Here is a 23,701-nt window from a genome sequence, read left to right on the forward strand (position 1 = left end):
TGAACAGAACAACTCCGATCCAGACAAGTGTCCTGATGCTTTTAAGTAAGTAGGAATAACATAGCAATAAATCTGTTAACTGTTAACTGTTAAGGGTATCAATATGACTCCACATATTAACGCACCTCAAGGTGCATTTGCTGAAACTGTATTATTTCCAGGTGATCCACTGCGAGCAAAGTACATTGCCGAACATTATCTAGAGAGTGCTAAGCAAGTTTGTGATGTACGAAATATGTTTGGTTATACCGGCTATTACAAAGGTAAAAAAATATCAGTAATGGGGCATGGTATGGGTATTCCATCTGTCTCTATTTATGCCCATGAGCTAATCAACGAATACAATGTAAAAAAGTTGATCCGTGTAGGTAGTTGTGGCGGTGTTTCCGACGATATTTTTGTTCGGGATATTATTGTCGCAACAGGTGCAAGTACGGCTTCTACAACAAATAGAACACGCCTTGCCGGTTACGATTATGCAGCGGTACCAGATTTTGAATTACTGAAAGCTTGTTGGGAAACTGCTGATAGCCATAAAATTCCTGCTCGTTTCGGTAGTATTTTCACGAACGATCTATTCTATGGAAAAGACCCAAATCTAATGCCAGCTCTGCTGAAAATGAACATTCTTGCTTGTGAAATGGAAACTTCGGCATTGTTTGCTATTGCTGCAGAAAGCCATGTTCAAGCTCTGAGTATTCTGACTGTTTCTGACCATATCATTAGTGGAGAAGAGACAACTGCAGAAGAGCGTGAAACCACCTTTAACCAAATGATGGAGCTGGCTTTAGAGACAGCTCTTAAGGATTAATGATGTTAACTCCGGATATGCTGGGTTACCTGGCTTCATTATTCGTCGGCATATCGCTTTTAATGAGCGATATAAAAAAGCTTCGTTATATTAACTTTGTTGGCTGTATCGGGTTTGTGGTGTATGGCTTAGCTATCGGAGCCTGGCCGGTAGTCTTTATGAATGGCTTTTGTGCTTTAATTAATGTTTATCACATCGTAAGGATATATAAATCCAGCCAAAAAATAGCCGTTTAATTCCCGCGATTTATTATCAAAGGGGGATAACATACATCCAATAGTGCTTTTTAATATTCTTGAATGAATATAGAAAGAGAGTGTGTGTTTTTCTATTAACAATAAAATATAGAGCGCCTCAAAGCCCAATTCACTTGAGGCACTCTATTGTTAATTCTCTAATACGTGAAACAGTCCATCGGATAACTTGACTCGAAAAATGGCATCCTTTGAACAAAGGTATGATGGCAGTTACTCTTCGTCTGTCACCAGTAGCAGAGAAAAAGTGTTCGTCGGCTCTAGTGGGTTCCAGTTGTAAACTTCGCCATTCACTGAGTCAAACACCATTACGTTTGAACCATCACCGTTCGGAGTGTTACTCCAGATATAGCCGGCATAGTCACCGACTTCTAGCGTGTAACCACTTGCGAATGCAGTGCCATTCATCGCAGGGCTATGGCAAGCACGTTCAGTCAACGCGACCAACTCTTTAATATTGGGTAAGCGCCAGTTCTTTTTGCCAGCGAAGTCATACAAAGCATGGTTGCCTGATTCATTTCGAATTTGCTCTGCGGTTGATAGAGCTAACTGCCATGACATCTTAGTCGCGGCGCCAGAACATGCCTTATTCGCTGTATCCCATGATTGTCCTACAGGACAACGCATCCACGTCAGGCTCGTTTTTAAGTCAGTTATCGTCCCAGCATCAGAGTAAGTGTAACGAGAATTTGGTGCTGTCTTGCCAAAATCTGTGGAACATTCTTGTGCAGCCATGGCAACTTGAGAAGCCAGAACAAGAGATAGCGCGGTCATTATTTTCTTCATTTTATTGGCCCTTAACTGCTACTAGACGGATTGGGAATTGGTATGATGTACCAGTATCACGCTCCACTTTGTCAGAATAAATCTCAACAAAGCTAACGTAACCTCGGTCTGCACCTTTCGCAGCCACTACTGCAAATTGAAGTGCACCTTCATAGTTATAAGTAGAGTAGTTGTTAAATGTGAAATCACTTAACCAAATTGCACCCGATTCAATATCTGGACTGCCCTTACCCTGCTGGGGGAAATAATCCATCGTCATACCATAAACATTACCGTCGGTATCTTTCTCTGTTTCACCTAAGTCCAGAGCATCATAGAACTCTTGGTATGTTGGTAGACGCCAGTCCGCAATGCCACATAGCGACTGCTTGTTTATGTGTTCAACATATTGACTTGTTGAACAGATGCCATCAGCGGCATCCACACAACCAACCACTTCGAGATCTTCGTAATACGGTTTGAATGTTGCTGATTCAAAAACGAATGTACGATCTTTAAATTGAACAGAACTCGCGTCCGCACTCTTGTTTTCCCACACTAGACCAGTGCGCTCATCCATTGTACAAGCCCACTCGGTTGCGTCCGCAGCCAATGTTGCGCCTTGTGAATCTAGCTTAACGAACTTAAAGCCAGCACCTGTTGATGCCTGCTTGTCATCTTTATCAAAACCGTACTCCGCATCTTGACCAGGGTAAGAAGTTTGAACTTCTGCTACGTCTGCAGCGCCATCAGCAAAGTGAAGAACTACGCCAGTATCGTTACTGCCAACGGTCTGCTCTGCCACCGCTGAAATTTCCTCTGCAAACGCTTTTGCCTCTGCTTGAGTCAGTAACTCTGATACTAACGGTTTACTTTGATAACTCAGGCTTTGAGCAAGCAGGGCAACGCCTTTCGTCATTTGATCAGGCTGCATTTCTGCCAACAGTGCTACCGCGTTTTGCTCTAGGTTATCGAACTCACTAGCACTTGCATTAGACATGACCGAACCAGACAGTGAAACGCCTGCATCGGTGAGTTGAGCTTTTACAATTTCTTCAGCTTGAGCGACGGTTTTACCATCCACAACCAAACCTGCCATCAGCGTCGTAACACCGTTAATTGTATTTCCAGTCGCTAGGTTTTGGCCCGGAGTAGCGAGGCTAAGTGTCTGACTTGAACCTTGGTCAACTTGAGCCAGAATCGTGCTAGTCAAAATGTTTTTGTTGCCCGAGTTCAGCGCAAATTTACCTGAATTATCACTCTTTGTATTTGGCTCAGTCGAGTCACAAGCAAAGTTTTGGTTTAAGTCGACACATACTGGTGTATCAAGAAGTGTGCCTTGTGAAACAATGGTGCCCGCTACATCATAAGTCGGCGCTGTCGTGTCACCACCAGAACCGCCGCCACAGCCAACTAGGGCTAATGATGCAGCAATGAAAGAATATTGAAACTTCATAGATTTATCTTCTTTTGATTAATAGTATGTGGTTTATCGAGAGCGGATAACTCTCACCATTGAAAGCAATAACAGTCCAAATAAGGCAAAAGGTGAACCACTACCACCCGAGCCACCGCTATCACTTTCATTAGTGGTATCAGCACTGCACTGATACTGAGCAAAGTGACTCACACCCCACTCTTTCAACACCCCAGAGTTTCCTGACACACGGTCAGATACTTCGAGACGCCAAGTACCCCAACTCGGTTGACCGACAAGCGCTTGTAGCTCCTCGTCGTACTGAGCTGTGAAGTAACCTTTAAATCCATTGGTATTGCTTGATTGATGGCTGAGTAACACAACCGATTTACCTTGAGGTGACACTAGCGTCACTTGTAGATCTTGTAGTGAGTCATGCTCGATATTCAGGTAAACAGCGAAGGAATCGTCAATCGTGCGAGATTTGTCTGATAGCGTTTGAGAGAATAGTCTGTCGCCCTGTTCAGGCAACGAAGAGTTCACTGCTTGAGGTTGTATTTCTAATTTTGGTGTCCCATTCACTAATGCAACGCTCTCTGCCCATTGATGTGTCTTCAAGCTGTCGCCAAATTGGTAGTCCAATGACACTGTAGAATCAAACTGCATACCACAGGTTAGATTGCTTGGAAGCGCCACTTTCATTGCGCTTGCATCTGACAACGTTTCATCAATATCAAACACCGATGCATTGTTCAGCTGCCATTGACCTTTGATGTTGGCTTCTCGGCCCATTTGACTGAGGTTTAGCCCAACATTCTGACTTTGCGCGATGTATCGAGCATCATAACGAACGCGAAATGGTGCTTTAAGTAAGTTATGTTTATTAAAGCTGTCCGTTAGTAACTGGGCATACTCTTTGTCCGGGAACAAACCGCTTGCGGCAAATACCGTCGATTCCGCAAGATCATGCATTTTTACTCCACGCCCAATTCCGAACATGCCCTCTAGAATGATGGTATCAAACTCGCGAAAAACGCCGTCAGATCCATCACCATAACGCTCAACCGAAGCTTTTAACGCTTGGAACAACGGCGTAGACCATAACTCGTCACCCAATTCGCCACCGACACTGACGTGCGCGGGGTATTCTGAGTTTTCAAAGTAACGAGCGTGCTGGTTCCATAAACTGCGAGTCGTTTTACGTGTACCGAACACGCCATCCCAGTTGAAGACCGTATCCAGATCGAACTCTTGACCACGACGTGACGTATCAAGGTATTGAATCTTGTAGCTTGCGCTGCCTGCCCAGTAATCGGCAAAACCTTCTGCAATAGCGCCGGTATGACCATAAGCCCAGTCCGGTACGATTTGATAATGAATACCATGACCAAACTCATGCAGAACCACATCCCCATCGACCGCATCAGGAGAAACGCCACCCACACCAAGCATCAATGCTTTCGGTCCGTAATAGTAAGTAGAGTTGTCTTTTGATAACCCTCGTGCGTCAAAACGCAGCGGCTCATCAAACAAATCGTAGGCTAAGCTCGTCAGATATTGCATCGAGCTATCAAGGTGGTAAAACGCCATTAATTGTGGAAACGCATTGTCTCCAAACTCTGTGTTTTGCATCTCCGCCAGGCTATCAAACGTTTGAACGCCTTCTGTGGTGAGGAAGTCAGACGTATCGAGTACAGGCGCTTCACCAGGTGCTGGCACCGCAAACAATCCGGTCGCATCTACTTGCTTCAATCGCGGATTAGACAGATAGAACTTACCGCCCGACTGTAAAACCTCAATAGATTTGGTCACGTACTCAATCGACAGAGGGTAATCCGCTAAGGATGCCCAAGTAGAATCAGGTGCGGCTTGCTGCTGCATCGTACGTAAGTCAGGGTTGAATAGAGAAACCTCAATATCAATCAGATTACCCGAGCTAAGTGCTGGAGGCTCTTGCGCCTGTAGCTCACGCGGCGATTCTAACTCTGCTGCGATCATCGGTTCACCATTACGGATGATAGTATCTTCAAAGCTTTTAAACACACGAACGACATGATGTTCTTTGTCGGTTGTTACAACCACAGTGCGCTGCGCTTGATACTCCCCCTTCACCCAAACATCAAAATTGTAATGTGCACCAAGTTGAGATTGTGTTTTGTAGCGATACTTAAACTCTCCGGCATTGGCATAATTCGTGTCGAGGTACGTTTTCGCTTCTGCTTCGTTATTCACACTGGCACTGGCTGCTGGATAATCCCACTCAGCGGCCTGTACCGTCGTGGCACAGGCAATAAGGAGTAAAAGCGCTAATGGTTTTAACTTCATGATTTCACCCTAGAATTCGTATTTAGCATTCACTGTAATGTAACGGCCTGGCTCAGTTGAGTAGCGTTTGCTCTCTTCTGCGATCCCTGCAACGTCTTGGTAGCGGATGTACTCTTTATCGAACAAGTTCACGACGGTCGCACTCACACGAAGGTCTTTGGACACGTGGTAAGTTGCACCAATATCAACCGTGTTCCAAGCACTGGTTTGTGCACATTCGGTTGCTAAGCCGAGGGAAGTTTGACACGTTGGAACGCGATCCATCGCAGCGGCCCAATTCCATAATGCGTAAGCACTAAAGTCTTGATTGGTGTAGTTCACTTCTACATTACCTTCGAAAGGAGTGATGCTTCGAATGTAGTCACCGTCGGCTTCTTTTCCGTCCACATAGCCAAACTTGGTACCTACATTCCACTCTTTGGTTAATGCATAAGCAGCAGAAAGCTCAACACCGTATGTCTCTACGCCATCGAGGTTTTGGTACTGTTTGATGTAATTACCGGTGCTTGAATCAAAGCCTGTCGTCACAACATCGATGAAGTTTTCAAACTTGTTGTAAAAAGCAGAGACGTAAAGATGTGCGCGACCGTTATCGAACTTATGACCAATTTCGAATGAGTCTGACGTTTCGGCTTCTAGATCTAAGTTAGGTGCGATAACAAAAGGCGTTAACGGAACAAAATCATGGTTTACGAAACCATACGCTTTATCGTATTCCGGAGCGCGATAACCATGGTTGTAAGAAACATAGACAATGTTATTGGCGAACACTTCTCGGGAAACCGACAAACTTGGAGAGACTTCCGAGCTATCAATATCTTTCAGTGGGAAACCACCAACGTCACCTTTTCCATCAGGCGTAAGACGGTGTGCATCAAAACGTAAGCCGCCAGTAACAGTCCACTTATCCAGTTCCACCATGTCTCTTACATACAAGCCGATGTTGTAGGCGCGAGCGGGAGCAAAAGGTTGCTTGGTAGAAGGCGTAACGCCATTCCAGTCAATTTTAGAGTCGCTATCAGTACGTTCGTAGTAATCGGTAGCCAGCTCAACACCGTAAGCTAATTGATGATCAGTGTTTGCGGCATAGAGGGTATGAGTAAAGTCGCCTCGAAAGCCAATCGTTTCATCAATGAACGTTTTATGCTCTAGCTCACGACGCTTGGTCAGCAAGCCATTATGATCGACTTGTCGCATTAGACGGTTCGTGTCTTCAGCCACTTCGGTATGACGCCAGTAAATCTTAGTGTCTAACTCTTCGAACCAAGTCGGTTCCAGCGGCGTGACTTCGGCACCGATATACGCACTGTACTCTTCTGATTTTTCATCTTCGGCAAAGTTTTCAATATGCCAAATACCGTCTGGCTGAACGGAAGGCGACCCTTCTAAGCGCTCTTGATTCTGAGTGTAAAGCTCTGCGTGTGCTGTCAGCATCAATTCATCACTGTAAAAATGGTTGATGGTGTAAGCACCACTGTAACCATCGAGATCACGGTTGTATAAATCTTCATCAAAGTTACGCGTCTCTTGTCCTTGCCAATAAGAAACATTGAACAGACTCTCTGTATCACCAGAGCGGAACGCTAGATTACTCGTCGCTTTGTATTTGTTGCTGATGTCGGTATAGGTACCAGAAACGTCTGTATAGAAATCCTTATCTTTAAGAAAATCGCCCGGTTGTTTAGATTTCAAAATCACGACACCACCAATGGCACCAGAACCATGCACAGAAGAACTCGCACCTTTGATGATTTGAAGAGATTGAAAATTGGATAAATCGAAAGTATCTCGACCAACCGCATCGTTAATATCATTCGCACCAAAGCCGTCTGCTGAACGGATACCGTCACGGACAATCATGATTCGGTTGCCCGTCATACCACGGATGGTGATGTTTTGAGGACGCCCAGCACCACCTGTAACGCTTACACCCGGCTCATTACGTAGTGCATCATAAAGCTCCGTCTCACCTCTCGCTTCAATTTCTTCTTCCGTAATCACCGCAACACTGCCAGCCACTTTTGATAGGGGCTGATCAATTTTGTTAGCGGTAACGACCACCTCTTCCATAAAGTAAACGTTAGATTCTGCGTGCACTTGACTGGCAGCAAGTACCGAAAGTACTGCCACTGACACTGGGGTAAGCTTCATTTACTGCTCCGCTTTAGATGTTTTAATTAGTGATAATAGAAATGCATATTCCTTTGCTTGTTGCTCTCTTGCCTGTCTTGGATCCATGCGATGGCCAGAGTTAAAATCCGTTTGCAACAAATAAGGTCCTGTCGATTCACTGATCGACGAAATGGTGGCGAGATATTTCGCGCCTTCCCAGTAAGGCACACGTTGGTCGTTCAATCCGACTTGAACCAGTATGGGTGGGTAAGCGTCTTTGCGGATATTAAGAATAGGATCATAGGCTTGCATAATACTGCGTTGCTCTGTGAGGGTCGGGTTCCCCCACTCACCATATTGCTGCGCCGTCAAAGGCAAAGAAGTGTCAGACATGCTTGCAACAACATCAACGAACGGCACTTTTAATACCGCTCCAGCAAACAAGTCAGGAGCTTGGTTAATGGCACCCGCAACTAAGGTGCCGCCCGCACTAGAGCCCAATGCGTATACATCACGTTCTCCATGCTTAAAGTGCTTCAGTGCTTGTGCTACCGCCGTAAAGTCATTGATGGAATTGGCTTTTAGAATCCCACGCCCTTGTTCATGCCAATCGTTACCAAAGTAGCCACCGCCACGAACGTGTGCAATCGCATAGATCGCGCCTTGGTCAAGTAAACTCACCGTCTGAGGCATGAAGTAAGGTTTCATGGTAAAGCCGTATGCGCCATAGCCATAGAGTATTACTGGGGCGTTTTCATTCAGCTTGTCTTTACGATAAGCGAGAGATACGGGTACCTCAACACCGTTCGCTTTCACCGTAATACGTTGGGAAACATAATCTTGGCTTGAGAAGTCACGATAATCATCTTGGGAGAAGTCCGATTTTTCCAGAGCCTTAACATCAAACTCTTCCCACAATGGCGGTGTCGTCATAGACATACTACGAATGTGGAGCTTGTTGGAAGCATAGTCACCGAGCCTACTCAACCACGCGACACGACCTTCTGTTTCCAGTGATAACGATTTCTTAACGTTGCCAGCGTATGAATACACGGTGAGTATGGTTGCGCTCTTTTGCTTGGTTAATGCCACAAGTCCAGCATCATACAGATAGAACTGTTCAACATTGTTCTTAGAAGATGCAAAAGGTGTCCATTTGATGTTCTTACCATGCCCAATAACATCGGAAAGCTTCACCTCAAACAATCCAAAACTTTCACCCAGATTGCTGTTAATGAATACCCTTCCTTGAGCAACATCTGCGTAATATTCAATACTTGCTTCTGGTTTGCGCAGTGACGAAGTCAACGATCCAGAATCTAATTCAAGTAGCTTTTGCTCGGTAGTTGACTCATTGTTACTTTGGACTAGAGCGTAATGTGAATCTGCCGCGGGATAGAAGGACATCAACCAATCGGTTTTGTCCTCTTGCCAAATCACTCGTTTCTCAAGCGTTTGAATATCGATTCGTAAAATTTGATGTGGACGCTGCGTATGTGATTCTTTCGCAACGACATAAGCAAATTTACCGTTAGCGGATAACAAAACACCATTATCAACATTGTCCGTTAGCTCTACTGACTTTCCTTTTTCAAGATCGACGTAAATGGCACGGTATTGTTCGCTACCATTGATGTCTTCAGTAAACAACAAAGCATTATCCTGAATGCGCCACTGACCGATTTGAAAGTATTGATACTCTGCTTGGCGAGACGAGAAATCGTAAACAATGTTCTCTTCAGCATTGCTATCCGAGCGAGACAGCAAAACGTAACGCCCCTTTCGGCGAGTGAGATTCCATTCCTCACCATTTTGAATGACCCACGGTGCCTTACCTTTCTCCGCGGCCATCGAATCCCATTGAGTTAGCAAACTCTGTGTGATGTTGTCGTATCCATTCTGAAACTGTTCTGTTTTTTGGTTTTGTCTTTCGAGGTAAGAAAGCACACGCTGGTCTTGTCGAGAATCATCTCTCAACCAATCAAAATCTTCCGCAGCAAAACTGGGCAAAGAGGTGACTAAAAGCCCCAAAAAAACATAAGTAAATTTCATATAAATGGCACAACTATTTATAGGTTTGATATTATTTTGCGCATCATACACCCCAAATGATAATGAGATCAATTATCATTTGTATTTTGTATGGCGTTTTTATCTATTTTTCTTATGCCAAACGTTTAAATGGCCGATGAATGTAAATTGAGAACCTGTTGAAAATTGATCTACTTTGTCATGCGACAACAAATGAAGTGATTACCCATATCAACAGTTATGCATAAGGTGATAGATGCCTTTTTAGCGACGGTATTCATTAAAAATAAGGTTTGGAATTCTAATTTCTACTGGTAACTGTCGTTTTTGTTCAATCTTTCATAGCACTCATCACCTACTATTCTCGACATAGAAAGTGGGACGTATCCTCAAAGTAACCCCTTCCTTCGTAATAACGCTACCTCTATAGTCAGGAAAAATAGTCATGTTAGAAATCAAACCACTCGAAACATTAGAAGCAATTAACGAACTAAAAAAACAGTATTTTGAACAGTCGACATCGCCACTTGATGGTATGTGGCACTTTGGCTTTGTCCCTATGTCCTCTCATTTCGGCTTTTATGAAGGCGATACGTTAGTTGGGTTCTGCTGCATTAATGGTGATGGCTATATGTTGCAGTTCTATTTGTCACAAGCAGCCCACACTCAGGCCAGAGAACTGTTTACTTTGATTGCAGAGCAAAACAGCGCAGTGGTCGGTTCCATTAAAGGTGCATTTGTGAGTACCGCCGAACCTCACTATTTATCGCTTTGCTTAGATAACTCATCTTCATTTAAAGTAAATGCGCTAATGTATCAGCAAGTTGCGCCATTGGTTTCTGAAGGATCAACAGGTTTAGAGTTAACTCTTGCAAGTCAGGATCAACTATCTGAGTTCGTTGAATTTGCCGTTAGTAATATTGGTGCTCCTGCGCAATGGTTGTCTGAGTACTTCAGTAATCTAATCACACGAGAAGAGCTTTGGGGATATTGGAAGGATGGTCGGTTATTAGCAACGGGAGAATGTCGTCTATTTGATGAACACCAGACTCAATATGCTGACTTGGGGATGATTGTAGCTGAGTTAGAACGAGGTCAGGGGATTGCCACTCGCGTGCTAGGCCGTTTAGTAAACTTAGCCAATGAACGTGGTTTAATTCCGATCTGCTCAACTGAAAGTAGCAATTTGGGCGCTCAAAAGGCGATTCAACGAGCGGGACTCGTTCCTTTAAACCGTATTATCCAGATAGAATTTAACCATCAATAGGCAGTTAATGGATAAGCCCTCCCTCAATTTGGAAAGGGCTTATTTGTGAAAACGCTAACCTGGCATATAGTGAGAGTAGATGCCGCGAACTGATTGAGAGTATTATGATCCACTGGCTAAAGCCTTCAAAAATAACCGAAGTTGCCAAATACATTGAGTGTTATTGGTTCATTGAAAAGCGTCCTGATGCCAAGAGTTTTGACTACCCGAAATTAAACCCTGATCCGTCTGCTCACCTGGTCATTTCTCCAGCCAAACAGACCTACCACTACGATATGAACCCTGGAACGGCTAATGGTAAAGGGAGCCACTTGTTATATCCCCATCATCAGACACTTCAACTCGATCACTCAAAACCTTTTGTCCACCTTGGCGTCAAATTTCATGTTGGGGCTCTCTATTCATTGAAACTATTCTTAATTCAACATCAAACACTTGATAACGCAGAAGAAATTCAGCTAAGCACATTGTTTACGGAGCTATGTGAGAGTAGTGTTCAACTGATTGAAATGGCACGAAGTAATCCAGATCTGTGTTGTAAAAAATTGGATAATCTGTTTTTGCCACTCGCTTTGAACAGCCATGAGGATCAACATAGCCAGATTACACGTAAAGCCCTTAAAGCGCTGGACTCAGGATCAATTTCTGAATTGGGTAACCAGTTATACTGCTCACAACGTACATTAGAAAGAAGCTTCAACAGGGTGACAGGTTTAACGCTAAAACAGTGTCAGTCAATGAATAAGCTTGAGGCGATGCTGGAGTATCTTTACCAACGCGATTCAGATGATATCGATTGGGTCGAGATTGCATTTCGGTTTGGTTTCAGCGACCAACCCCACCTCATCCGCTACTTAAAGAAACAAATTGGCTTAACGCCTAAAACCTACGAAAAAGATCGTAGTTTAACTATTGATGTTTATGGCGGTGTTCGATCTACGTAATCTGTCGGAAATGATTAATCAAGTAATCTATTGCCAAGCGAGCACGCACTGGAAGCAAACGTTGATTTTGATATACGATCCAACTGCTGCTTCCTTTGCCCCAAAAGTCTTGAAGTATTGGAACAAGCGAACCTGACTCCAACCCTTTCGCTAGGCTGCTTTTCGGCATATACGCAATTCCTAGCCCTCGCTCACAAGCAGAGACCACTGCGTTAGAGTTATTACTTTTCCAGCGACCATGGACACGCATGTTAATAGTGTTGCCATCGTTTTCAAAAAGCCAGTGATCGTTATTGGCAATAATGCAGCTATGTTGTTTCAGTTGGCTAGGGTGAGTGGGTTCACCATAACGAGTGAGATATTCTTGACTCGCGACCGCAGCCATCGGGCGATCCACCAGCTTTCTGGCAACTAAACCTGAATCTTTTAGGGCACCATAACGAATAGCGAAATCAATACCATCTTCAATGAAGTTAACCATGCGAGAATTAAAATCCATTTCGATGGTGAGCTCTGGATACGACTTAGCAAACTCCATTAAAGCAGGGGCGACATGATCTTCTGCAAATGCACCCGCAGCGCTGACACGCAAAGTACCACTTAACGTCACTTGCTGTGAGTTTAAGCCTTCATTCGCTTGTTGTAGCCCGGTGACCAGTTCCCGGCATTGTTGGTAATACAATTGACCCGCTTCGGTTAAATTCACTAACCGAGTTGAGCGAGCGAGTAAAACGGTTCCGAGCCTTTCTTCTAACCGAGACACTTGTCGGCTAACGTGACTGGTACTGCAACCTAGCTGTTTTGCAGCCGCTGAAAAGCCATGACTTTCAGCCACCGCGACGAATTCAATAATCCCATCAAAATTGTTCATTCTATTCATCTTTGCTATATAGCAATAATATTTTGCCAATTATCGGTATTATCAGCCAAACGGTTTTGAATTAATATCTTTTTCGAACTCAAAGCATTCAAGGAAGCCATAATGAAAAAGATTCTAATTCCAGTAACGAACCATGCCACTCTAGGCGAAACAGACCAAGCTAACGGTACTTATTCACCTGAGATCACTCACGTCATTCACGAGCTGACCGCTGCTGGCTTTGAATACGATATCGCATCAATTGAAGGTGGAAAAGCGCCACTCTACGGTACTGATATCGAAGGCGATCAGATAAACAGCAATGTATTATCGGATGATGATTTCCAGAATCGAATCAATAACAGCATTCCAGTATCGCAAATCAATATTGATGACTATGACGCTGTTTTCTACCCTGGTGGTTTTGGGCTGCTATCTGACCTTTCAACGAATGTGAGTTTTGCTCAACTGGCAGCGAAACATTACGAGAATGGTGGCATTATCGCTGCTGTATGTCATGGCCCAGCTGCATTACTTCCAATTACATTGAGTAATGGTGACAGCCTACTTGCTTCTAAATCGGTAACGGGATTCACACGTGAAGAAGAGATCGATTTTGGTACGATTGATGACATCCCATTCCTGCTTGAAGAGTCACTCTCTCGTAAAGCGGTTCGCTTCAGTAAAGTGCAACCTTGGCATGAGCTAGTGATCGTTGATGACAGAGTAATTACGGGCCAAAACCCAACTAGTGCTCATGGTGTTGGTAAAGCGTTAGTCACCGCACTATCTTAAACATATTGTCGATGCAGTTTTAAAAACATCCGATAAGAAATAAGGCGGGGAGTGTTAAGTTGGTGAAGTCACTGGCGAACATTTGGCTTTAATGATTTTAGTTTCCTTTGCCACAGTGCTTAAAAGTGAAGATGTGCTTCCGATTCGGTAGCACATCTTTTCATCACCCTTTTATTAGCCGCCAGTTTAAGGGCGTAGGGCTAGTACTTTATCTATATCTTCAGCACTATTACGCTCTGGCACTTGCTCCCACTCTTCGCCCCAAGAGCGATTAATGGTACGTCCGCGCTGTACGCCTTCTCTCTTCTCAAGCATTTTCGCCCAACGAACAACGTTAGTATAAGAGTCTACTTGTAAGAACTCAGCCGCATCATAAATATTGCCCAATACCAAGTTGCCATACCACGGCCAAATGCCCATATCAGCAATACTGTACTCTTCACCCGCAACATAAGTAGTTTTAGCCAGTTGTTTGTCTAACACATCTAATTGACGCTTCACTTCCATTGAAAAACGATTGATTGGGTACTCTAACTTTTCATCGGCGTAAGAATAAAAATGACCAAAACCACCGCCTAATAGCGGGGCTGAACCTTGAACCCAAAACAACCAATTAAACACTTGGGTTCTCGCACAGCCCTCTTTTGGCAAGAAATGGCCAAACTTCTCAGCCAGATGAACAAGGATAGATGCAGATTCAAATACATTAACGTCTTCATCGCCTGATTTATCCAGTAGTGCTGGAATTTTTGAGTTTGGATTAACATCCACAAAGCCAGATGAAAACTGATCACCTTCGCCAATATTGATCAGATAGGCATCGTATTCCGCCTCAGTAATTCCGAGTGCTAACAACTCTTCTAATAGAATCGTAACTTTTTGACCATTAGGTGTACCAAGAGAGTAAAGCTGCAAAGCATGCTTCCCTACAGGTAAATCTTGATCATGCCTTGCACCTGATACTGGGCTGTTTATGTTCGCCCATTTATTACCGCCACTTGAATCATTTACCCAGATTTTAGGTGGTGTGTATTCATTAGCCATTCTATTTTCCTTTTCTATTTTGAAGCTGACATACCAAGATATTGGGTCAGGTTTTTAAGTTAAAAGGTTAGCTCTTATTTTTAGTTAGAATCTTTGGTTATTAAATGGACTCACGAGATATAAGTGAGCTATTTATGGTGAAAATTACAGCGACAAACGCTAAGATACGCGCACTTTAGCAATATGCTCGCCTATATCATTAGTTCAACTATAGACGAGAGATCGAATGTTTTTAAATTCCTCCATCGACATCAATTGCCAACCAAATTTAGCTTTATGAGAATCTCAATGCCACAGACTACGATTAAATTCATTGCTGCCGATATGGACGGCACTTTACTTGATGAAAATAGCCAATTAAATCCGGACTTTTTCCCGCTTTATCAGCAATTAGAGCAAAATAATATTATCTTTGCGGCGGCATCTGGTCGTCAGTATTACAGCCTAATGGAAACGTTCGCACCACTGAAAGATCGCATGATGTTTATTGCTGAAAATGGCACATTAGTGATGCATCAGGGTAAGGAACTTTATAGCTGCACCATCGAGAAAGAGATCATTCACGAGATCCTCAAACAAGCTCGACTCGTTGAAGGTGCCCACATTGTACTTTGTGGTAAGAAGTCCGCTTATATTGAAACACAAGACTCAAAAGCGCGCGCTGAAATCTGTAAGTATTACCATCGCTGTGAAATCGTTGATGACCTTCTAACTATCGAAGATGAATTTGTTAAAGTGGCAATTTGTCATTTTGATGGTTCTGCCGAACACGTTCACCCTCTGATCAACGAGAAGTTTGGTGACAGCCAACAAGTCGTGATCAGTGCAAAAATTTGGCTGGATGTGATGAATTCAGCAGCATCAAAAGGCGCTGCAATTAAACACCTACAAAACGAGTTAGGTTTTAGTTATGAAGAGACGATGAGCTTTGGCGACTACTTCAACGATGTTGAAATGCTGCAAGCAAGTTACCACTCCTATGCGATGGAAAATGCACATGAAGGCGTAAAAAAACACGCCCGATTCAGCGCGCCAAGTAACCGTGAAGCAGGTGTGTTTCAAGTTCTCAGCGCATTGTTGAAATAACAGAAAATCTGAATTTAAAAGTCGCTAGATCGGCAATCTAGCGGCTCTTACTATTCACTATATGGTGATCGTCTAATCTCACCTACCGCTCTTAACTAGGGTTCCAACAGATATTAGCGAGAACAATAGAGAGTGCCCCTTCAGAGAAAAGAACAAATGGCGTATCTAAATGCGCTATCGGAACACCATTCTTATGGAAAAATTCACAAGGAATTGAAACGGTTACAAACTCATCTCGAATCTCAGAGCAGAAATGGCTGATATCAAACTTGGTATGATCATGTAATTGGCTGGCAAACGCTGGTTTTTGGACGCCAATGTAAACGGGCTTTGTCGCTTTACCGCTCACTTTTAATTCAAACTGAAGTGTCCCCGCTTGGTATTGGCTGTAATCCATCACCTGTCCATCGCTTGTTTGAACATAAACAACGCTTAACCCTTCCCCACAACACTGCAATTCTACCGCGTCCTGTTGCTGCTGGTAATTGTAAGGTTTTGTTCTGATCTCGCAGAGTGACAAGCTGTTATTTCTCGACACATCAACCCCTGTCCAGTGAGCCGAATCCGCGACCTTCAACTGATAATCACCAATGGTCGCATTCACCCCGTAGAGATGAATAGGCAGTGTCGCATACTGCTGGCGCTGAGCAGACTCCTCTTCTATATCAAGGTTATCAAGATCTCGTACTTGCGGTGTATCACGATAGTTTAGTCCGTAGCCATATTCGAAAAGGGGGGCATGCTCTCCTTGTGGATCTTGTTCAAACTCTGGTAATTGGTAATTAGGGATATGAGTAGGAAGACGATGCACCGACGTGCTTCGCTTCTTGTTCGGCCAACTAAATGATAGTCGTCCAGTAAAATCAAATTGCGGTTCACCTTGCTTGTTTTCAACCAAAACATCGGTGATACCTTTACCTTCACTTCCTGGTAAGAAGGCGGCAATGAAAGACTCAGAGAGGGCAATTTCTTGATTCACATAAAGCGGGCGACCACTAAAGAATAACGAGATAACCTTTACGCCTTGCTGATGAAGTTGCTTTATTTTTTCACAATCTGCCGCGTAACTGCGCTTTAAGGTTCGAAACTCTAAGGTTTGCCACGCTTTAATGTCACCCATCATTTCAGCATAAGGATCTTCACCGAAAGCCACTATAGCGATATCACCCTCCTGCCACTGTGTGTTGAGATCTGGGTCATAACAAATCTGTTCTGCACCTAACTCCGCCTCCAATGCCATTTTTACTGTCGTAGCACCTGGAAAATCATCTAAGCCGTTTTCATCTCCTTGCCAGGTTAAGTTCCAACCACCAGACTGCTTTTGTAAATCATTCGCGGCACTGCCTGTTAGAATAATCTGTTGATCACGCTTTAATGGCAAAATGCGATTATTATTTTTAAGTAATACTAATGATTTTCGGACAGCTTCTCGCGCCACTTCACGGTGTTGCGGAGCACCTAAAATATGCTGTTCCCCAGCCAACTTTCTTGCTGAAGGACACGGTTTACCCCATAATCCAGCACGCATTTTCACTCTTAAAATACGCGTCACCGCATCGTTGATTCGACTAATATCGATGGTTCCGTTAAGCACATCTTTTCGGGTTCTGTGATACACGGCTTGCCAGTGTTTACGCGTTGGGATCATCAAAATATCGTTACCCGCATTAATCGCGTAACTCGCATTACCATCTGAGCATTTGCTCACTTCTGCGTGGCCATGCCAATCTGTAACGATTAACCCATCAAATCCCATTGCCTGCTTAAGCACACCCGTTAGTAAATACTTACTACCGTGAATTTTATTATTGTAATTGCCCTCAGTGTCTGGAGAGTGATCATAATTACTCGGATCAGCCCAACTATTAAACGATGACATCACCACCTGAGCCCCTGCGTCTAATCCGCTAAAGTAGCCCATAGCATGGATATTACGCATCAAATCTTCACTGTAATTATTCACTCCACGATCTACGCCAGTTGCCGTTCCACCATCACCAAGCCAATGCTTCACATTCGATATAACGTGATATTCATCTTTCAACTCGTCGGCATTTCCTTGCAACCCTTTTACCATTTCACCAGCATAGGCAAAAACAACTTCCGGATCTTCCGAATACCCCTCGTATACCCTCCCCCAACGTAAATCTCTTGGCGTCGCCACAGTAGGAGCAAAGGTCCAGTCCAATCCTGTTGCGGCAATTTCTAACGCAGTAATTCGTCCAATCCTATAAATTAGTTCTGTATCTCTAGCGCAGCCTAAGCCAATGTTATGCGGGAAGACGGTTGAGCAAAAAGCGTTATTGTGGCCATGGACAGCATCCGTCGCCCACATAAATGGAATACGAAATGGTCTATTCTCAAATGCAGTTTCCGCTGCATGCCAATAGCCATCAGCTGAACTGATCCACTCTTTCGCCATGGCTCGCTTATTACCATTTGGCCAAGATCCACCACCATTAAGAATGGATCCAATTTTGTATAGCTCTACCTCTTGAGGGGTAATATCACGCAGCTCCGGTTGGATCATTTGACCTATTTTTTCTTCCAGAGTCATCTGTTCAACAATATTGCGTACAGCTTGCTCGATTGTGTTGTCGACTTTAATCGCTGATTGTATTTTAGGCCACTGAGCATAATAGGGAGTGCAAAACGTTGTCGTCATAAAAACCTCAGATTCAATGCTCTTCAAATACCGAAACAGGTTAGACAAAGAGTATTAATAAAACAGAAATTCATAATGTAGCAATACCAAATGTAACGGTACAAAATGCGAACAAAAAAGCCGCTTCAACTGAAGCGGCTTATGAGTATCTCAAGAGACTTTGTCGGCTTTAACCTGAAGCTAGACAGGCTAAATAAATTGTATCTCTTTAAATCTCACTGCAATATAAATAAGCCTTATGCCACGGCACTGTTAAATGCTTACCTATTGCAAATTAGAATACCAAACTTATAAGTCGTCCGATTTACATGTTTGGCTAAGCATGCCATCGCCCCCGACAGGCATGCTTAAAGGCAATCTCTCCCATTACCTAACTAAAATGGTGATTACCACCACATATCTGTTTGAATACCAACCAGTAGGTCAGCCTTATCACGATCCGAACCGTCTAGGTAAGTGGCTAAGAAACGAATCTCTGGAGCAGGTCCCATCCCTGTAGGAACGATAACCGTTGGTGCAATCGTTAACTTGTAGTTAGTTTGATCATCACCAACACCGTTTGAATCTTCCCACTTGTTGTATTGGTAACCCGCTTCAGTCGCAATAAAGAAGTTCTTAGCGACAGGGAATGAAGGACGGATCATCGCTGATGCCCAACTATCTTTGCCGCCATTATCCATGTCGTTATATTGACCTTGAATCGAGTGGAAGATACTCACACCATTTTCGAAGAAGTAGCCACCCCATACAAGTGCACGGGCTGATACATCACCACTTTCAACTTTCTTCATGTTGCTCGGGCTTTCTAATGCGCCATTGCCTGGTTTGTAGGCGTTGTACGTTGTTAACGTACCACCAAGCAGTTGACCTGAACCTAAACCTTGACCAGCTTGCGCAATATATTTAGTGAAACCCTTATCTGATAAGCCAAATACTGAATCTGAATGCACGATAGCCGTCATTTCAAAACCGTTACTCGCGTATTTTGTTGCGGTGCCACCATTATCAACGTAGTTATCTGGTAAATATTTACCCATGGCATGTAATTCTACGCCGTCAAAATCTACGCCGACATGAACAGAGTGCATGATATTGTTTGAATCACCCCAGAATGACGTATCATCGGCGTTATCACTTGCGATATAAGCGAAATCCCACTTATTGCCGCCAAGTTCAATACCTTCAATACCTACACCTGTACCAGACATATCAGTATAGAAAAAGTCAGTCATAAAGATGTAGTTGTCTTTACCGTAAAAACGTTTACCACCCCATAAAGTGCCAGTGTCTGTCACACCATCGAATTCTGCAAAAGTCTCTACCATACCAATGCTGCTGTTTGCCGCATCAGCATTTGCACCCAATTGGTTGTTGCCACCCGATTGCGTATTATCAGCACCTACACGAGTTTTAATGCGAATTTTTTGTCCATCATCATTTTCAAAGTTTTTTTGTAACGCAAGCTCAAAGTGACTATCTGATTCAAGACCTAAGCGACCTAGACGCTCTTTTGATGCAGGGAATTTTGCACGTTTGTAATCATCATTTTTGCTGTAAAGAACACCTGCACGGAAATAACCGTGAAATTCAAATCCATCTGATTTTTCAGCATAAACAGCAGGGGCAGCAGATAAACCGGCTGTTGCGACCAAACAAGCAAGGGTAAGCTTAGAAAGTTTCATATTAACTCCATGTCCAAATTTTGCCTTCAAAAGAAAGCGCTTTCTTTTATATTTATAAAAAAACCAATCTCTCTGATTAGCTAAAAGTGAGGAAAGAAGTTTTCACTGCCCTGCACTTACTAAAATTGTTGGTATTGGCTGTTTAATTAGTACAAACGAAGTATAAATCGATCAAAGGATAGAAAACTGTGATCCTTCACACCAAAGAAAGCGCTTTCATGGTTATGAGTCACATTTTAAACTTTAACTATAAAATCAAGTCGGTATTTACCTTGTTATTCACTTGTGTTGTGAAACTTAAAAGGACATATTCTCTATAAAAATGCTTTAAACTCGCTTACCTCGAATTTAAAGACTCACTGAATAAGTGGAAGGCTGACCATAAGAACCACTGACTATCTTTTACTATCTAACTCCTTAACTATCGACTTTTATACACAGGAAAATTTAATTCTATCAACGATAAATAAATTAAATTACTGTTATAAAAGGTAATTATTTAATATTCTTTTTTACCCACCCAATATACAACGCCATACCAACATTAACATTACAATACAAAAAGCTGAGTAAACAACTCTAAAACACAGGAGAACCACTCATAATCCGTAAAAATGATGGACACGACTAGGCTACGTTTAGATTTTACATCAACTCCTAATCACTGGAGTAGAGCAAACCAGAGCCACTATAGATAAGTTAATCATAATTAGCCTTTCGTCACTTAAATTGAAAGCGCTTTCTTATATTATCTATTAATAACGACATACAGTTGCGACAATAAACGTGAGGACTCATGAAAAATGTAATCATAGTACCAGCAATACTTGCGCTTTCAGCTTGTACAACAACCACAAATTCACCTGCGCGCTTTTACGTCACCGCTCCCGGTGTAGAAGAACTAAAAAGTGATGATCATTGCTGCTCTCAATTAAATACCATTCATTACCAACCCGTCACGCGAAATGGTGAACATCGACTCAGCATCGCACTCACGAGTCCTAAAGTGGTGTTCAAATCTGGTCGTTCATTTGTCGAAGGTATTCAGTTGCCTGCATCGCTTACCCCTATCTCTTTTTCTGTTCATTCCAATATAACGACCTCAGCTTTTGTGCCTTCAATACTCGTTCTTGACGATCAATACCAACCTTTAGATGTCATTGACGAACAATCAATTCACTATCAAGCGCAAGGTCTATTAAACAGTGCTCGATACACAGGAGACATTGAATTAAATCAGCGTTACAAAAATGGAAAATCACCCGCTTACTTAGTGGTGTTTACAACAAAAGAAGCAATAGAGACTGAGTCTCCAGTTGGTGAACCAAGTGATATGGCAATGCGTTCAGGAGATATACAAGCCAATATCGCGCACAACACCGATTACTCAATTCCGCACTCAGCCATTGGCAATGTTTATTTTACTTTCAACTTCGAAGCGCTTGCTACCCCTGCGTCTGAAGAGTTAAGAGAAGAACGAATAAATGACACCGTCACGAAGAAAGACGCCTTAGCGACACCCCATCAAACCGCAGAAAGTGAGGAGAATGTTTATACTGAACTCGTGGAAAACGCGGTGAAATCAGGAAACTTCTCAACGGCCCTTGCTTATGTTGAAGAGTCTGAACGACTAGCCATTTCGGGTGTGAGAGCAACTTTCATTCAAGCAATGAAGCAGTATGAAGAGGCCGATAACTAAGAAACCAGACAAAATTCAGTCCATTAATAATCATAAAAAATGCCGCTTTTCGCGGCATTTTTTATTCGTTAATCTAAACGTTTCAACCTATGCTTTACGGTTTTTCTAAACGAATATTATCCAGCTTAAACGTCATCGCACCTTGTGGCTCTAGCACCAATAAGTTGCTAATAGCAGCAGGATCGGCTTGATTACCACCAGCAAAACGATTGTCACTATCTAGAATATCGGCTATAGCAATACGCACTTCACCCCATTGGCCAACAGCGGGTAATGGCACGGTGACATCACTCGTTTTCGGCCAGCCACTGTCCATTTTAACCAGTAGCTCAGTACCTTCTCCCATGTTTTCGACTTTCAAATCAAAGACTAAAACGCCTGTTGCTTTCCAGTGTGTAACATCCGTTACTGGCGAGCGGAAATAGACATTACCACCACCATTTTTCTTAGTGATCTCAAGTACAGTCCCTCTATCGGCCTCTTCTACTTCTTGGTGCTCGACAATATCAAGAGGATCATAACTTGCGTAAGCTAAGCTGCTATTTAAGCTATCTGTAAAAATATTTAGCACAGGACCATCAGCGTAACTATCATCCATTGCTAAAATTTCAGGCGCTTGATGGCCTTTCACGAGTGCAGCTTGATCAGAACGACCTGCACAACCTTTCCCTTTCCAACGGTCATTTTTACAACGATATACTTTTACAGAATCAACAAGCATGGTTTTTGGAAATGAATCCGGCTCAATACCTTTGCTGTTTGCATTAGCTGACCACGAGCCACCTACTGCTAGGTTAAGTAATAAATGGAATTTCTCATCGAACGGAGCGGCACCTTTTGCATTGGAGAGTACGCCCTCTTCTGCCTCATATTGACTGTACCAACCTTCTTGGGTTTGAGTGGCGTAATGAATATTATCGACATACCACCGAATCTCTCCCTCTTCCCACTCTATAGCATAAGTATGGAAATCATCGGCAGGGTTAATCCCATTAGGTAACGATGCTCCTTGACCGCTATACACATTGTCTGGCCATTTTTTTCCGTAGTGCAAACTGCCATAAACGCGGTTTTCTAAATCACCCGATTTTGCTCCTGGTGCATCAGACTGCGTTTTTAAGTTCACCGCTTCCATGATATCGATTTCACCAGATGCGGCCCAAGTGCCATATTTATTTTCTGTGGGTAGCATCCAAATCGCAGGCCATGTTCCTTGACCAGATGGCAGCTTCGCTCTTATTTCAAAACGACCATATTTACTGTCTCGTTTATTCAGTGTGCGTAACCTTGCCGAGGTATAAGGGAGGGTTTTGGTCGCCCCACCCGCTTTACCTTCCGGGTTATCAGGCCCAGTAAAACTCTGTTTTTTAGCTACAATATGAAGGAATCCATCTTGTACGAATGCGTTATCAGCTCTTTTGGTGTAACACTGCTGCTCGTTGTTGCCCCCACCCCAACAATTTTCTTCTAATGACCAGTTTCGTCTATTGATCGTGTCACCTTCAAACTCATCCTGCCAAACTAATTGCCAATCACTGCTTGGTACAACAGGCATTTCAACTAAACTGACGGGCTTTTGAGTTTGGACAAGATCGGTATTTCCATCCACAGCATCGTCGGTACTAGCACAACCTGAAAGCAACACTAATGTGGCAATGGAACTTAGAAAAGCGGTGGATTGATTGGGTAAATATCGCATTACAACTCCTTGTTATTATTCTCTTTAGCGCTCTTTTATCTATAAACCACAAAAGAAAGCGCTATCTTATATTTCAGAAAATCTAATTGTGAAAATCCATGTAAGGGCAAGATATGAACCTACAGCCCTTGAGTAAAGGTAGTTAAGCTTATATAAACATGTTCAATGAAAAAGCGATGACGATCATAAAAAGAAAGCGCTTTCTTTTTGAGGTTCACATATTCAAATAAATAATACGCACTCACA

17 protein-coding genes are annotated in these 23,701 nt (G+C 43.1%); 7 read left to right on the plus strand and 10 right to left on the minus strand.

Translation table 11 applies throughout. From position 1 onward, the window contains the following. The first annotated feature begins 103 nt into the window (after window positions 1-103). Together deoD and L4C39_RS02725 are read left to right on the plus strand one after the other, a co-directional pair. Complete coding sequence (gene deoD, locus L4C39_RS02720; RefSeq protein ID WP_017054777.1) at window positions 104-811, plus strand: purine-nucleoside phosphorylase; 708 nt, start codon at window positions 104-106, stop codon at window positions 809-811. Between the two features lie 2 nt (window positions 812-813). Then, a complete protein-coding gene (locus L4C39_RS02725) occupies window positions 814-1,047 on the plus strand; it encodes a YgjV family protein (RefSeq protein ID WP_136994844.1) in 234 nt (77 codons plus the stop codon). 231 nt (window positions 1,048-1,278) lie between these two features. On the opposite strand, the gene L4C39_RS02730 is transcribed toward L4C39_RS02725, so the two are convergent. Genes L4C39_RS02730 through L4C39_RS02750 form a run of 5 tightly spaced genes read right to left on the minus strand, consistent with a single transcriptional unit; the run spans window position 1,279 to window position 9,736 of the window. Next, window positions 1,279-1,851, minus strand: a complete 573-nt coding sequence (locus tag L4C39_RS02730; protein ID WP_261890089.1) for an Lcl C-terminal domain-containing protein — start codon at window positions 1,849-1,851, stop codon at window positions 1,279-1,281. A 1-nt stretch (window position 1,852) separates the two neighbouring features. Further along, entirely contained in the window at window positions 1,853-3,286 is a 1,434-nt protein-coding gene (locus L4C39_RS02735) for an Lcl domain-containing protein (protein WP_261890088.1), read from the minus strand. Between the two features lie 33 nt (window positions 3,287-3,319). After that, window positions 3,320-5,572, minus strand: coding sequence for a proprotein convertase P-domain-containing protein (locus L4C39_RS02740; protein ID WP_429744255.1), 2,253 nt, complete (start codon window positions 5,570-5,572; stop codon window positions 3,320-3,322). Window positions 5,573-5,581: 9 nt separating this feature from the next. After that, complete coding sequence (locus L4C39_RS02745; RefSeq protein WP_429744257.1) at window positions 5,582-7,723, minus strand: TonB-dependent hemoglobin/transferrin/lactoferrin family receptor; 2,142 nt, start codon at window positions 7,721-7,723, stop codon at window positions 5,582-5,584. Then, a complete protein-coding gene (locus tag L4C39_RS02750; protein ID WP_429744259.1) occupies window positions 7,724-9,736 on the minus strand; it encodes a prolyl oligopeptidase family serine peptidase in 2,013 nt (670 codons plus the stop codon). 424 nt (window positions 9,737-10,160) lie between these two features. On the opposite strand from L4C39_RS02750, the gene L4C39_RS02755 reads away from it, so the two are divergent. After that, on the plus strand, window positions 10,161-10,982 hold the full coding sequence (locus L4C39_RS02755; protein ID WP_429744261.1) for a GNAT family N-acetyltransferase: 822 nt from the start codon (window positions 10,161-10,163) through the stop codon (window positions 10,980-10,982). Window positions 10,983-11,086: 104 nt separating this feature from the next. Continuing rightward, a complete protein-coding gene (locus tag L4C39_RS02760; RefSeq protein ID WP_429744263.1) occupies window positions 11,087-11,926 on the plus strand; it encodes a helix-turn-helix domain-containing protein in 840 nt (279 codons plus the stop codon). Here L4C39_RS02760 and L4C39_RS02765 read toward each other — a convergent pair. Beyond that, the gene (locus L4C39_RS02765; protein ID WP_429744265.1) at window positions 11,919-12,797 is read right to left on the minus strand and encodes a LysR family transcriptional regulator; all 879 of its coding nucleotides are present in this window, start codon (window positions 12,795-12,797) and stop codon (window positions 11,919-11,921) included. The two genes, L4C39_RS02760 and L4C39_RS02765, sit on opposite strands and share 8 nt — an antisense overlap. Window positions 12,798-12,908: 111 nt before the next feature. On the opposite strand from L4C39_RS02765, the gene L4C39_RS02770 reads away from it, so the two are divergent. After that, complete coding sequence (locus L4C39_RS02770; protein WP_113797101.1) at window positions 12,909-13,580, plus strand: type 1 glutamine amidotransferase domain-containing protein; 672 nt, start codon at window positions 12,909-12,911, stop codon at window positions 13,578-13,580. A gap of 186 nt (window positions 13,581-13,766) precedes the next feature. On the opposite strand, the gene yghU is transcribed toward L4C39_RS02770, so the two are convergent. Next, a complete protein-coding gene (yghU, locus tag L4C39_RS02775) occupies window positions 13,767-14,624 on the minus strand; it encodes a glutathione-dependent disulfide-bond oxidoreductase (RefSeq protein WP_429744268.1) in 858 nt (285 codons plus the stop codon). A 288-nt stretch (window positions 14,625-14,912) separates the two neighbouring features. Here yghU and L4C39_RS02780 point away from each other — a divergent pair, with 288 nt between their 5' ends. Then, window positions 14,913-15,710 carry a Cof-type HAD-IIB family hydrolase gene (locus L4C39_RS02780; RefSeq protein WP_429744270.1) on the plus strand — a complete coding sequence of 266 codons (798 nt, stop codon included), beginning with the start codon at window positions 14,913-14,915 and terminating at the stop codon, window positions 15,708-15,710. Between the two features lie 91 nt (window positions 15,711-15,801). On the opposite strand, the gene L4C39_RS02785 is transcribed toward L4C39_RS02780, so the two are convergent. Together L4C39_RS02785 and L4C39_RS02790 are read right to left on the minus strand one after the other, a co-directional pair. Continuing rightward, the gene (locus tag L4C39_RS02785) at window positions 15,802-18,375 is read right to left on the minus strand and encodes a glycoside hydrolase family 3 protein (RefSeq protein WP_429744272.1); all 2,574 of its coding nucleotides are present in this window, start codon (window positions 18,373-18,375) and stop codon (window positions 15,802-15,804) included. Window positions 18,376-18,761: 386 nt separating this feature from the next. After that, entirely contained in the window at window positions 18,762-20,057 is a 1,296-nt protein-coding gene (locus tag L4C39_RS02790) for a carbohydrate porin (protein WP_429744274.1), read from the minus strand. A gap of 796 nt (window positions 20,058-20,853) precedes the next feature. Here L4C39_RS02790 and L4C39_RS02795 point away from each other — a divergent pair. Continuing rightward, entirely contained in the window at window positions 20,854-21,756 is a 903-nt protein-coding gene (locus L4C39_RS02795; protein ID WP_429744276.1) for a MalM family protein, read from the plus strand. A 94-nt stretch (window positions 21,757-21,850) separates the two neighbouring features. Here the strand turns inward: L4C39_RS02795 and L4C39_RS02800 are convergent, their stop codons facing one another. Continuing rightward, window positions 21,851-23,455: a glycoside hydrolase family 16 protein gene (locus tag L4C39_RS02800; RefSeq protein WP_429744278.1), complete on the minus strand. Its 1,605-nt coding sequence runs from the start codon at window positions 23,453-23,455 to the stop codon at window positions 21,851-21,853. Window positions 23,456-23,701: the final 246 nt, after the last annotated feature.

The organism is Vibrio clamense (genome assembly GCF_050337905.1).
GTDB lineage: Bacteria > Pseudomonadota > Gammaproteobacteria > Enterobacterales > Vibrionaceae > Vibrio > Vibrio cortegadensis.